The 13,410-nt window shown below is 45.6% G+C and carries 8 protein-coding genes; 5 read left to right on the plus strand and 3 right to left on the minus strand.

Annotated features, from left to right (window positions below):
- Together QUB16_RS03065 and QUB16_RS03070 are read left to right on the plus strand one after the other, a co-directional pair.
- Positions 1-627, plus strand: a 627-nt coding sequence (locus QUB16_RS03065; protein WP_333313942.1) for a DUF1822 family protein, incomplete at its 5' end; no start/stop codon positions are given.
- A 58-nt stretch (positions 628-685) separates the two neighbouring features.
- Positions 686-2,125, plus strand: a complete 1,440-nt coding sequence (locus QUB16_RS03070) for a tetratricopeptide repeat protein (protein ID WP_333313943.1) — start codon at positions 686-688, stop codon at positions 2,123-2,125.
- Here the strand turns inward: QUB16_RS03070 and QUB16_RS03075 are convergent.
- Positions 2,122-3,387 (minus strand): IS701 family transposase, encoded by a 1,266-nt coding sequence (locus QUB16_RS03075; RefSeq protein WP_333212890.1) that lies wholly within the window; start codon positions 3,385-3,387, stop codon positions 2,122-2,124. The genes QUB16_RS03070 and QUB16_RS03075 overlap by 4 nt on opposite strands.
- A gap of 63 nt (positions 3,388-3,450) precedes the next feature.
- Between QUB16_RS03075 and QUB16_RS03080 the strand changes: the two genes are divergently transcribed.
- The gene (locus tag QUB16_RS03080; protein ID WP_333313945.1) at positions 3,451-7,005 is read left to right on the plus strand and encodes a CHAT domain-containing tetratricopeptide repeat protein; all 3,555 of its coding nucleotides are present in this window, start codon (positions 3,451-3,453) and stop codon (positions 7,003-7,005) included.
- A 354-nt stretch (positions 7,006-7,359) separates the two neighbouring features.
- Here the strand turns inward: QUB16_RS03080 and QUB16_RS03085 are convergent, their stop codons facing one another.
- The gene (locus QUB16_RS03085) at positions 7,360-8,334 is read right to left on the minus strand and encodes a tyrosine-type recombinase/integrase (RefSeq protein ID WP_333313947.1); all 975 of its coding nucleotides are present in this window, start codon (positions 8,332-8,334) and stop codon (positions 7,360-7,362) included.
- Between the two features lie 724 nt (positions 8,335-9,058).
- Here QUB16_RS03085 and QUB16_RS03090 point away from each other — a divergent pair.
- Complete coding sequence (locus QUB16_RS03090; protein ID WP_333313948.1) at positions 9,059-9,319, plus strand: hypothetical protein; 261 nt, start codon at positions 9,059-9,061, stop codon at positions 9,317-9,319.
- A 341-nt stretch (positions 9,320-9,660) separates the two neighbouring features.
- On the opposite strand, the gene QUB16_RS03095 is transcribed toward QUB16_RS03090, so the two are convergent.
- Positions 9,661-12,642, minus strand: a complete 2,982-nt coding sequence (locus QUB16_RS03095) for a DUF3987 domain-containing protein (protein WP_333313949.1) — start codon at positions 12,640-12,642, stop codon at positions 9,661-9,663.
- A gap of 289 nt (positions 12,643-12,931) precedes the next feature.
- Here QUB16_RS03095 and QUB16_RS03100 point away from each other — a divergent pair, with 289 nt between their 5' ends.
- Complete coding sequence (locus tag QUB16_RS03100) at positions 12,932-13,297, plus strand: hypothetical protein (RefSeq protein ID WP_333136337.1); 366 nt, start codon at positions 12,932-12,934, stop codon at positions 13,295-13,297.
- The last annotated feature ends 113 nt before the right edge of the window (positions 13,298-13,410 follow it).

Raw genomic sequence — 13,410 nt, forward strand, 5'->3', positions numbered from 1 at the left:
GCAGTTCACAGCTATTTAAAATGGCTACAAATTGAAACAGATGTGAATAATTCCGATAGCTTCAATCCAGCAAAAACAGCGCTAGCTAATGTCGCTGACTTGGTAATCCCAGGTATTGGCTCCCTAGAATGCCGCCCAGTTTTACCTGGTGAAACAACCATCTTCTTACCCGAAGAAGTAATAGAAAATCGGATTGGATATGTGGGAGTACAGTTTAGCGATCGCCTTGACTCCGTGCAACTATTGGGATTTGCTCCCACCTTAGATAGCTCAAATCCCCCGCAACAAATAGCAGTAGCAGAACTGATGCCAATCGACACTTTAATTGAACAGATTACTCGTTTAGAAGAAGCGATCGCCTTCTTAGAAACAGACGATCCGGTGGCGATACAGGTACGCTCCACGATCCAAACTCAATCGCAGAGCAATATTGTTGCCCAATTAGAGCGTATTTATCGAACTTGCGAGGAGTACGAGTGGCGGTACGCAGGGGGAGAGATGTTAGCTGGGAGTACCGCAGGAGGGGAATTTACTCGTGAAAGTGCCGATCGCGCCGACACTGATTTAGAAGATTTAGCCGAAGCACTGCTGGAGAAGTTAGCAGAAATATGGAGAGATGCTGCGTAATTTTGGAACGAATAGCTGATGTGTATATGTAGTCTCCCCTTCGTAACCTGTAAAGAATATGGCAAAAGGATTCGGCCCGAAGAAAACTCCCCAAACGACAAAACGCCAGACAGCTTATTTCAAGCTGATTCAAGCGATCCTCGAATGTCCTGGTGGTAAGGAACTGAAGATGTTAAGGAAGCACCAGGACTTGGTGGATGTTGGTTTGGTGGAAATGATGGAAATGGTAGCGACAAGGCTGGTAGCACAGAGGGAGATTTCTGGTGCTAATTTGTTAATCGATTTGGCGGTTTTTATAACTGAAGAACTGCAATACAGGAATTTTTACACAGGAATAGATTGCTCACCAGTAAAAGGCTCTTTTGTTAAAGCTCCAGCTTTATTGTGGGAAGTATTGCGGACAATTTTATTAAACGGGGACGAACAAACAGCTTACCAGATACTAGCAATTAACTCAGACAAACTAAATGAAGATTTTTTGCAGCAATTTCGCCTCTGGATAGATTGTACACTCCTGAGAACCCAGCCAAAAATAACAAAAGCGATCGCGGCAGTTATTATGTATTTCTGCGAGATCCTCTGGCTATTTCCACTGGGTAACAGAGCAATTAACCTGGAAATTGCCATTGCCGGTTTTGAAGGATGTGCCAAGATTTTGACTCGTGAGGTTGAGCCACAAGTGTGGGCGAAAACCCAAAGCGATTTAGCCCCAGCATACCGCAATCGGATTTGGGGCGATCGCTCGCCCAACCTTGAAAAAGCCCTAACCGCTTGTACCAATGCTTTGCAAATTTTCACTCGCGATACTTCTCCCCAAGAGTGGGCGATGGTGCAAAATAATCTCGGTCTTGTTTACAGTGACAGAATCGTCGGAGATGAAGCTGAGAATTTAGAAAAGGCGATCGCTTGCTATGAAGAAGCCTTGCAAGTTGTTAGCCGCGATCGAGATCCTGAACTTTGGGGAACACTGCAAAATAACCTGGCACTTGCTTACACTCGCCGAGTTGAAGGAGAGCGAGCGCAAAATTTCGAGAAAGCGATCGCTTGTTATCAAGTTGCCTTAAAAGTTCGCACTGATTCTGATTGGGCTAGTAGCCAATTTCACCTTGGTCTTGCCTATAGCGAAAGGATTTTAGGGGACAAAATCCAGAACCAGGAACGGGCGATCGCAGCCTACCAAGCCGCATTACAAATTTATACTCCCGAAACCTATCCAGAAAGATGGGCTAAAACCCAGTTAGATTTGGGTTTTGCTTACCGCAAATTGGCACAAATTGCTAATGCTTTAACCTGTTTTCAAGCAGCTTTAAAAGTTTTTACTCCTACTTCGTTCCCTAGAGAGTGCATCGAAACCGGACTTGAGTTGGGAAAGGTAGCATTGGCTACTGACAAAAAGGCAGAAGCTTTTGAAGGTTTTGAGATTGTAATTGAAGCTGTAGAGATGCTCAGCCGTTGGGGTGATTCTGAATCTTTATATCGGGACTTAAACAAATTTTAAGCCCAAACAAAGCCTAAACTGGCTTTATAAGCGGAGAATACGTCCCAATTTTGGTTCAACCATTTTACAAACCTAAAAGATATAGCTGTCCGAAATGCTTCAAGTGCATCATTAAAAGTGTTTAAAGGTTTATTTGCCCATTTGCGCCTTAATCCTCCTGTTAAGGTATGCCAGAGAATGAAAGTGTAGGCACAAAACACCATGATGAAATGTCTTTTCAGGCTGATTTCATCTCTGACTTGATATTCATTTAACCCCAACCAGCCCTTGGCTTCCCGATAGAAAACTTCGACCCAATTTCTTTGTGAATAAGTTTTCACTATCCACTCCTCTGTCGCTGTTGATAAGTCAACATTACTTATCAAATAATCTATTTCAGTGGCGGCATCGAAAGTTTCTGCATTCATGACGATAGCTATTACTTTCTTACCCGTGCATTTTGATAACTCGACTTCTTTAATTGCCACCCATACTGTTCTCGGTCGTTCGAGAGCCAGTTGAATTTTTGTGAAAGCTTCTACAGGTAAATCTTTCGCTAAATTATCTACTCTCCTTTCTTCTGTTTCATCTACTGTTTTTTTTATTATTACTTTGCGATTCTTGGCAATTCCTCCGATATATTTTAATTTTCGGTTTTCTAATTCTTGTAAAAAACTGGTGTTATTACCATACCCTGCATCCATCAACACTATTCCTGGTTTATAGCCTCTCGCTCTGGTTTTGTCGATTAAATTTATGGCTATTTCTGGCTTTTTCTTGAATTCTGGGTCTTCCTCTCCCTCTGGTAATGAGTCGGCTTTTTTATATAATTCAATATCTAATGGCAGGCTCTTTTTACCATCATATAGATGACTTGTAACTATTACTACCCCATTGTCGGTTTTTCCGATTTGTCCGATGTATTGTCTGCCTACACCGTCGGTAAAATTACCACTTTTTCGGTGACCTGAATCATCTATTATCAGGCTAAATCCTCGACTAATCTTGGTTTGATTACACTGATTCATTACGTCTAAGCGACGTTGATTGAGCTCATTGAATGACCAAGGCGCTGTTGTTAAAAAATGATGTAATTTGTGGTAAGTTACTCCAACGGCATTTTCTGCCATCTGCGACAGGTTTTTTCGTTCACTTTCTCCCAATAATCCCCCTAAATAGTTCCTAAACTCTCGTTTTTGGGCAAGATGACCAAAAATATCGTCAAATCTTTGACACCATCTATCGAAGCAGGGGGGCATCGCGGCAGGGGTTGTCTCTTTCATGGGTCATTTTTTAACGTTATATGCTTGCTATGTAAGCATTATAACCTATTTTTATCGTATTTTATGTTTAAGTCCCGATATCAAGAAATTCCTGCAAAGATTTCTGCTTACACAAAAATAGTAGCGCTTTGCATGGACTGTGGAGAACTAGAAAAAGCTAGAGAATATGCTGAACGCTCAAGTTCTCCTGTTATTTTAGACATCCTAGAAAATGTTCAGCTCCAGCAAATAACTTCAACCTCACAGTTTCTTATTAAAGTTTTAGACACCGTTGCCAAAAGCGAAAATAATTCGCAAGCTTTGTACCAGCTTCTAGAAGCCAACCTAGATAAACTGGACAACAGTTTTGTGGAAAGATTAAGTCTAATAAAGTTTGATATATCTCAATTAGGACCAGGGGAAGCAATCAATTTAGCGGCAAGAGTTCTCAACTTTAGCAGCCTGATTGAAGATTTTCCCGAAGGCAATGCAGAAAACAACTGGAAGATTGCTAAGACAGGCTACGAAGTTGCTGCTACTGTTTTTACCGAAGAAAATTTCCCCGAACAATGGAATTTTATTCAACATAAAATCCGCCCTAATTTACCATTGGAATTATTGGAAGTTATTTCCGAAAGTCAAGGTAAAATTCGAGTAGATACTTTACTTGAACATGAGCGAGAGCAACTTGAGAAGTATTTTGTTAAAATAGCGCAAAAACTTCTCTCGTTGAAAGCTGATCCAGAACCCATAGACGAACTTTTTATCAAGTGGGTACAGAAAATATTGCTTGACGCTAACCAAGAGCAACTTGACGAAATTTTTGTTAAGGAGATGCCAGATGAAGCCGATGCTATGCTATCCGAAGTCCCACCTGAAAAAAGAAAAGAAATTGCTTCTGGTATTTTGGCTTTAAGTTTGCACATCCACCAATTAAAAAAAGGGAATGAGGCTAATAATTTAGAAATTGCGCTCGCAGGTTACGAAATTGCTTCCACAGTCTTTACCCGCGAAGCTTTTCCAGAAGAGTGGACATTTTGTCAGATGTTCCTCGGTAACACTTACCACCGTCGTTTTAAGGGCGATCGCGCCGAAAATCAAGAACGAGCGATTGCTTACTCTCAAGATGCTTTACAAGTATATACCCGCGAAGCTTTTCCGATACAGTGGGCAATGATTCAAAATACATTGACTCTTGCCTATCACAACCGAATTCGGGGAGATCGGTTAGAGAATGCAGAATTGGCGATCGCGGCTGGCGAAGCTGCAATGGAAGTTCGCACCCGCGAAGCAATGCCTGAAGAATGGGCCCAAGTACAAAACAATTTGGGCATCGTTTACTGCGATCGCATTTGTGGCGACAAGGCGGATAACTTGGAACAAGCAATTACCTGTTATCAAAATGCTTTGTTGTTCCGCACCCGCGAAGAATCCCCGGAACTTTGGGCGCAAACTCAAATGAATCTTGCCTCTGCTTACCGCCACCGACTTCATGGCGATCCGGTAGAAAATGTTGAGAAGGCGATCGCAGCTAACAAAGCAGCATTGCAAGTTTACACTCAAGACGAGTTTCCCGTAAATTGGGCTGAAGTAAAAATGAATCTGGCTAATGCTTATTTGCATCGACTTAATGGCGATCCAAATGAGAATTTAGAAATAGCTATTGCTGCCCATCAAGCTGCCTTACAAATCTTTAACCAGGATGAGTTTCCTAGAGAGTGGGCTATGACTCAAATGAATCTGGCCAATAGCTACCTCAGCCTTGAGCGAAACGAAGAGGCGATCGCCTGTTATCGAAAAGCAATGGAAGTCTTCACGCCAACTGCTTTCCCATTTGAGTGCCTGAAGACTGGAGAAATGCTAGGAAACACAGCATTATTTATAACGGAAGATTGGCAGTTAGCCATTGAGGGATACGGTAATGCGATTGAAGCCGTAGAAACCAGCCGTACTTGGGCAACTTCTGAATTTCGCCGCCAAGAAATTTTGTCAGAGGCGATCGACATTTATGCAAACATCGTGCAAGCTTGCATCAATAACAAGCAGTTAGATAAAGCTGTTGAATATGTAGAGCGATCGCGCTCTAAACGCCTCGTAGACTTAATGGCAAGCAATGATCTCTACTCAAGTGCAGAAATTTCTGCTGAAATTCTAGAGTATTTACAGGATTTTGAACGCCTACAGCAGCAAATTGACAAGGAACGAGGGCGCAATCAACCTAGCAACGACTTTGATAATAGCAAACTTGATAACAGCCGTGCAGCACTAGCAGCTTACAATCAAATAATAGCTGATCTGGAAGCTGAAAAACTCCTAATTTGGGAACAACTTCGTCGCTTAGATCCGGTGCTTGCGGGTCAAATTCGAGTCAATCCTCTCAAATTCCCATCCATCCAGAAGCTTATCGACAAACCCACCACTGCAATTATTAGCTTTTACACCACTGTTAGCGACACCTTTATCTTCGTCGTGCGGCAAAACGAGATTACCCTGCAAAGTTGCGCTGATTTAGGATTTGAGACTTTGCACGGATGGATTTTCCAAAATTGGTTAGGACAATATGTTGAAGATAACAATTCTTGGAAAGAAGAGTTCGTTGGGATGTTAACTAAACTGGCACAACAGTTAAATTTAAACGATCTAATCTTATGGCATTTAGAAGGAATTTCGGAACTGATTATAGTTCCTCATTTTGCCCTTCACCAAATCCCCTTCGCTGCACTACCCATCGGAGACAACCGATATTTAGGAGACAAGTTTCTCATTCGTTACGCACCTAGTTGTCAAGTCTTAGAATTCTGCCAGCAACGCCCTTCCCCCGGCAATAATCTAAACTGTGGCACTATTGAAGATGCGACGGGCGACTTGCCTTGCGCCAGCTTTGAAGGAGAGCAAATCGCAGTTTTTTATAGTATCCCAGACAATCAACGCTTAAAAGGTCGCCATCAAGCTACTGTTAGTAACTATCGAGAACTGGCGCAAACCGTCCAAATCCTCCACTCTAGCCACCACGCCCAGTCGCGCTTTGACAATCCCTTAGAATCGACATTAATTTTAGGAGATGGCTGCATTACTTTAGGTCAGCTAATGACTCCTGCATGGCGTCTCCCTCAGTTGTCGGATGTATTTCTTTCCTGCTGCGAAACAGGATTGGGATTGAGTGAAATTACTGGTGATATCCTCACTTTTTCAACTGCTTTTTTGTCGGCGGGAGCCAGAAGTGTTATCAGTACGCTTTGGGCTGTCGATGATTTAGCTACGGCGCTTTTCTCCATTTTTTACTATCAAGAGTGGCAGCAGGGAAAGAATCGCCCAGAAGCTATGAGACAAGCTCAAGTTAAGTTGCGAGAGCTTACGGGCAATACCTTAGCTGCTAGTTATAAACCCCAACTCACAGAACTTTTGAAACAGAAACGTGAAGAAACCCACACCCTCCGCAAAATATCCGAGGCAGAACGAAAAGCTTGCTCCTCCGGTTCCTCAGAATATCAGCAATGGGATGAAGAATACAAAAAGTATGATAAAATTGGCAAACAAATTTATTTGTCTCTCAAAAATTTAGATAAATATTGTCAAGAATTAAAGCCGTTCTCTCACCCTTTTTACTGGGCAGCTTTTACCTGCACTGGGATTCGGTAAAATAGACTATTAAAGAGGAATTTAGCCACACCTGAATAAACCAGTATAGCAGTTCGTTCGAGCATTAGTTAGGAAAGTTCAACTAATTCCGCAGGAGCCTCACGTTTCACCGCAACGGGAGAGTGTGAGAGGAATGGGGGTAAAAGTTGGGGGTTCGATACCCCCAACTTTTACAATTTCTTGGCTAGTATTCGCAGATAATCTCGCTCACAAATCATTTTGAGTCCTAAATACTGTATCGCAGTATTTCAACCATATTTCCTTGGACTAGGAGTGTGAGACGAGAGTTAACAGTTTCGGTAAGTTTCCCCATAGTCTTGTATTCGATTATTATCCGAACATATAAATCTAAACTTAGCGTACCAAACCAGCCAGCAGCCCCGACGCTTCCCGCTGCAAGCTCTGCCGATTGTCATCGTAGCAATTAAGGACGTTCGAGCTCGTATGGCGGCTCAACTTCTGCGCCATTCGCGTATTGCCGTTGCTTGCATCTAACAGCGTCGTAATTGCAGCGTGGCGTATTCTGTGCGGGCTGATTCTTTTAGGAATTCCCGCAGCGGAGCAAGTTGAGAAAACAAGCTTGTAAATAGCGTACCCGCTCAACCTCAACCCGTATTCCCGCTTTGTCAAAGCAATAAATAAAGGATCGAGGGGCATTGCAGCTCCCCGCACGCTCAGCCAATCAGAAATCGCATCTGCCGTCGCGTTGTGCAAGTCAATTAGCTGCGCTTGAGTTCCCCTACCTTTGCCGTAAATATTCAAAGTTCGGGCTAGCGGGTCAAAGTCGCCTATATTGGCTCCGCCGAGCTCCCCCCGGCGCAACGCATTGTCCCACAGCAGCCGAAGAACTGCATAGTCGCGCTTTCCCTGGGGTGTACTCCGGTCAGGAATGGACAACACCGACTGCATCGCCGCCACATTCTCAGAAGCAACTCGGCCAAACCCTGTAGTATCCCGGTAAGGAACCACCTTCTCTCCTTCAACATCTACCAAACTCCACTCGCACTCGCCCACCTTCCGAGCAAAATTCACCAAACTTTTGATCGCCGCCAGCCGCCGATTAATCGTCGCTTCCTTAAGTCCCTTGTCGATTAGTTTGGCTTTATACTTGAGAACCACTGCGACAGCGGCGAAGCGGTTCAGCCGTAGGAACTCGCGCACCAATGGCGGGTGAGGTTCCTGCCCCGTCATTGTCGCAAAGAAATCGTACAAGTCTTTCTCATAAGCACGCCTAGTGTTGACAGAGCGCTTGGCAGCTAACAGCTCTGCCACTAGGTCGCGCGTCGAAGCTATTTCTCCAAAGGAATTAGCAGCGTGTTCTAAGTCCATAGCCGGTCTGATAATTTGCCTTTCCAGACCAGATTACCCGATCGAGAGGTGCAAATAGCACAAGATTCAACCTTGAAAGACAACTTGAATACGTGCAGAAAATTTGCTGGGCTGTAAAAATACTCAGTTTCAATTTTGAGTCTCAACACTACTTATAACTAAAATTTATTGACGATTTGACGATTCTCCTGAACTTCCCTGTTTGTAAAGGTTTCAACTTCTAAGCTTCATTGACGATTTTTGACATTGTTTTTGACGATTCTCCCCAAATGCTTTCCAACTATAAGTTTGGGGAATAGCCGCTCTGTTTTTGACGATTCTGACGATTGGTTGATCGACCTGTCGCGATCGTCATTGACGACTTGCGCCTGACATGATCCGGTCGCCACTGCTATCTGATTGACAATCGTCAATGACGATTCTGAATTGTCAAAGCTGTTATTGACGATTGAAGTGCTTATGGAGTAGAAGTTTTAGGGAATCGTCAAATCGTCAACGCTAATTTTAAGCTTTTGCAAAAAAGGGATCGGCAGGCATTCGCGATCACACTCGGGAGCAACTAACTTCCCTGTAGCGTTTTGAACCAGCATCCGACATAACCTTGGCTTTTAAGGACTTGATGCCTCACGAGTGTCCTAACTCAAGGTCACGACAAATTTTGTTTGACGATTTGACGATTCTTCTAAACTATCGTAGTTATAAGGCTTTCAGCTTCTAACTTTCATTGACGATTATTGACATTGTTTTTGACGATTCTCCCCAAACGCTTTTTTTTGGCATGGATTTTGGGGATATACTGCAAATTTTTGACGATTTTGACGATTGCTTGACGCCCATCGCCCTATCAAGCTGGCAGGGAAGCCGATTGTCCTTGTTATCGCGGGAGCGGGCGATCGTGAATTTATTGGGATGTGGCTGGGGAATCATCAATGACGATTTTCAATCGTCAAAGCTGCTATTGACGGGGGAACTGCTTGCTGTGTAAGAGTTTCAAACTATCGTCAAATCGTCAACGCAGTTTTTAAGCTAGCCGTAATTAGGTATCCGGTGACAATTGCGATCGCCACAACCGACTGGACTTTTGTACAGTGACTTTTTATTTGACGTGGAGACATATTAGTGCCGTTAAACAGGCTTTCGCTAAATCTGGCTTGCTTTTTTGGCTCAATCTAGCGAAAGCAATGGTGATAGTCAAATGCTAGAACGCGCTCGCAAACTTTCTCTGTAATCCTGTAAGAGGGAAGGTTTTGCTCAGCGACACAAAATTGTCTCGATGTCATTTAATTAGGCACTGTACATAATCCCCAAAACGTGGCAGACCAACAATTATCTTAAAATGCGCCACTTGAAAGACTTGCCGACCTTTTTCGTTTCACCGAGGTTCATCGAAACCATTTGGTTGAAGACCGCAGCCGTAAAGTCCGTGTTCGACATCTGGCGCAGTTTAGCTCCTGCAACGAGTTCGCGACAGTTGCGGTATGCTTCACGGGTGCTGATCCAACCTTCAGCAACCGTGTCCCGCAACTCTTCTGATTTCTGAATCAGTTTCTGGATGACCGGGACTGTATCGTCCTCATCTTGCTGCTGCCCTTTGTAAAGCACTTCAGCCTGGTTGATGTAGAAGTAGCTGGTGGCGATCGCCTTTTGAATGATCTCGGCCCCAATCGAGGTAGGAATTTCAATCTCAAAAGGCTTCTCGGAATGTTCCCCGCCTGAGAGCTTCCACTCTTCTTTCAACTGCAAGTAAGTTTTGAGGGTGCCGTCCGGGTTTTTCAACTTGCAGATTTCGTGCAAGCAATGCAGGATGAGGGCAATCCGCAGGCAGTACCCACTCCACTTGGACATGGCTAGCTGGAAGCCTTCATTCAGTTCAGCTTCTTCGCGCTCGACCATCGGGTTGAAAAAGTGCTGTTCGTAGTAGTCTGCTGCGGAGTCGCTGAGGTGGTAAGTGATCGGAAAACCCTGGTAAACAGTGCGGTTCGTTTCATCTTTGAGCACTTCGCCTGTCTCCTCATTTTGAACGGGACGATAGTGCATTTTGAGGACGGAAAGTTTGTGGTAGATGTCTTTGAGAAAGGCGTCAATGTCGGGGTAGGGCAGTCGCGTCCGCCGCCGTTTGGGCATCTGGGCCAAGCAGATTACCCACCGGGCCATCCAGCCGCTGGAAATTTTGCGAGGTGTCATCTCTTCGTCAAGCGTCTTGCGCTGGATGGTGCCGGTGATGGGGACGCACGACCTCTCCACCTCGACTCGACGATCGCGGTCAATGAGGATGACTTTGGGACCGCCGCCGTTGTTGAGGGTGAGGTAAAAGGCTTCGTCGTCCCCCTTGCCAGCCCGATATTTGTTGAGGGCTTTGAAGAAGCCGTCGATTTCGTCGCGGTGGACGAGGAAGCCGCGCGGATTTTCGTTGATGGTGCGGATCAGGGCTTCTACGGTGATGTGTTCGACCCAATACTCGCGAGGAACGGGTGGGGGCGGGAGTTCTTCTGGCGGGCTGTCAGAGTCTCGATTTTGCTGGGTGGCTTTTTGTGCTTCTTTGTAGCTTTTGAGGGCAATGCAGTATTCGCTGTTGGCATCCTGCTGCAAGAGCCGGATGGGGTTGACCATAACTTCTTGAGTTTGACTTTTAAGCTTCCCCGACCGGGCGGTGCTGATTGTCCACAGCACGCAGGACTTTTGTCTGAATCCAGGCCAAGCAACAATTTCAGCGGCCGTGCCGATCGCGCAGCCGAAGGTTGACCAACCTACTGTCATCAGGTGTTCGGCGCTGGTGGGCATTGCAGCAGCGATTTGTGCCAGGATGCAGGCAATTTCAGGCGGTAAAATTTGGTGCAAGTCGAGACTCTGCTTGCGCTTGCTAACTAAATCTTCAATAAGGGTTTTTTCGCTTTCGACTTCTGCGAACTGCCATTCTTGCAGTCGGGTTAAAACGATTTGTTCGACGTATTTGGGGTCGAGTTCCAAAGCTTGAGCGATTTGGGCGCACTCGGATCTTCGTTCTGACAGGGGAATGTTGCCCCGTTCCAGGAGCCGATCGATATATTTGAGGAGCAGGTTTTCTTTCTGTTTGCTGTCAGAATCCGGCGGGTAAAAATTATCTGTAACCTCACCGTTGTTTGGCGGGATGCTCTCTGGCGCATCTGCTTGTAACTTTTGAGAATTGAGCTGCTGCTGGCTCGCGGTCGGTGATGCCCTGGGGCGCTTGTCGATACCCCATTCTCCTAAAATCCTGTCTTTAATGTGAGGGGGGCATGAAGCCTGGAAGGTTTCTCGATCCAGCCGGTAAATCTTTTTCCAGCAATTTTCAGAGTCTCCGCTGTGATATTCGGCGGCGGTTTGGCAAGCGGAGGGGCTAATGGTTTTGAGGATGCGCTGCCATTTGTAGGGATCTCGGCTGCTGTCTTCCATTAGCCCCCAGGCGTACTCGGCTAAGATTTCAGTGGTGCCGGAGTAGGAGATACTGTAGCGGTGGCAGAACTCTTCCCAGCCGTAACATTCGGAGGCGAGAGCGGTCAGGGCGTCGGAGCGATCGCCTGTTTTGGCACCACCTGTCAGAATTTCAAGGGTGCGGGGGGAGATGAGGTCTTCTAGGCGAATTGCGCCGGGGACGTAACTTCCTACAGAACGGGGCGAGGTGTTGGCAGGAACAGACGGGTGCTGTTGCCGTGTTGGGTAAATACCAACATCTTCCGGTTTGGCAACTGTAGGCGGATATGCAACAAAATACTCCCAGCGGTATGGGATGCCGTTCGCGCCGACAGTAGGGGGCAGCAGGGTGTGACCGCCGTTTCGGGCAAGCAGTTCGCCCATTCGGGACCTGTCTCGATCTAGGCTGAAGGCTGTCCAATCTGGTTCTTCTGTGAAGGCGAGGATGACTCGGTATCCGCCCGAAGGGGTGCGAAATCGAGGGGCGACATTCAGGAGGGGGTAGTCGTTGAACCACTGTTCAAGGCGCGCCTCAAAAGCTTGTGGCGAGGAGAAGACTTTTTCTTTGCGATCTAGATCGACAAAGGCGATGTAGTGGCCCTGTGTATTAGGTCCGCCGCCGAGAGTGCCGATGCCAGTGGTGTGGGCGAACCACTTCGCTAAGTTTGCCTGAGTTGGCAATTGCTTTTGATAGGGTTTCCAACTGACTTTGACTGCTTTTCCTTTCTGGTTTATCCAAGCAGGCGCTTTGCCTCCGGGAACGTTGCAGTCCCTTTCGCATTCCTTGGGACATTCCGGCAGCGCAGGTCTGCCCAAGCAATTGTGGAGCCAGTCGATTGTCTGGGCGATCGTCTGGGGAGCCTGATTAATGTCGCTCATCGGTGCACCTCCAAGCGATATGAGAGGAATTGGGCGATGCCTGTTTTGACATCTTCCAAGTCCCTGCGAGGGTTACCGAGAAGTTTTTGCTAAAAATTTGGCAATCTGTGTTGGCAAACCTCCTAATTTTGCTAAAGTTAAATAGCATCCAATTTTGCCTCCCCAGCCAAAAAGCTTTATGCAGCTGTGGATGCAGGTCAGTCTTCATCAAAAACCTCCATTTTGACCCCAATCATTTACCAATAGTAAATCTAGATTCACCCACAGTGAATTAAGGTGACAAATCTTAATGCTAATTTATGAAGCCTTCCACAATACTTTGAAACGTTATGACATCAGTGGCAAAGCCCTAGCTCGAGTTGCTGGGGTCAGCGAGAGTCTTGTGTCGCAGTTTAGGCACGGCAAGAAGGGTGTAACTGACGAGATGCTCGACAACCTGTTGCAGGCGATGCAGAAGATTGCTCCGGGAGCACGCAAACATTTTTGTTCGCTGGTAGCTGGGGAGCTGGTGGAAGGAGCGGGTGTGGAGAATGCAATTAAGGAGATTTCTGCTGAGGATATTCCTGAATTGTTGATGGCGATCGCGCGTTGCTGGAAATCAGTTGACCATCCATCAATTTATGCAACAAGTGCGTTGATGGAGTTCCATCGCTAAAATGGTAGCACTCTAAGATAATAGATGTAGCGCCAAATTTTTAATAATTTTATACCTGCAAAATTCATATTTAATGAAAATTAATATTTAGTGTGATATGGAATTAATTTAAC

Source organism: Microcoleus sp. D3_18a_C4 (genome assembly GCF_036702415.1).
GTDB lineage: Bacteria > Cyanobacteriota > Cyanobacteriia > Cyanobacteriales > Microcoleaceae > Microcoleus.

Excerpts from the sequence above, each read along its gene's own strand:
- QUB16_RS03075 (WP_333212890.1), bottom strand. The coding sequence starts at position 3,387 with ATGAAAGAGACAACCCCTGCCGCGATGCCCCCCTGCTTCGATAGATGG.
- QUB16_RS03100 (WP_333136337.1), top strand. The coding sequence starts at position 12,932 with ATGCTAATTTATGAAGCCTTCCACAATACTTTGAAACGTTATGACATC.
- QUB16_RS03080 (WP_333313945.1), top strand. The coding sequence starts at position 3,451 with ATGTTTAAGTCCCGATATCAAGAAATTCCTGCAAAGATTTCTGCTTAC.
- QUB16_RS03085 (WP_333313947.1), bottom strand. The coding sequence starts at position 8,334 with ATGGACTTAGAACACGCTGCTAATTCCTTTGGAGAAATAGCTTCGACG.
- QUB16_RS03070 (WP_333313943.1), top strand. The coding sequence starts at position 686 with ATGGCAAAAGGATTCGGCCCGAAGAAAACTCCCCAAACGACAAAACGC.
- QUB16_RS03095 (WP_333313949.1), bottom strand. The coding sequence starts at position 12,642 with ATGAGCGACATTAATCAGGCTCCCCAGACGATCGCCCAGACAATCGAC.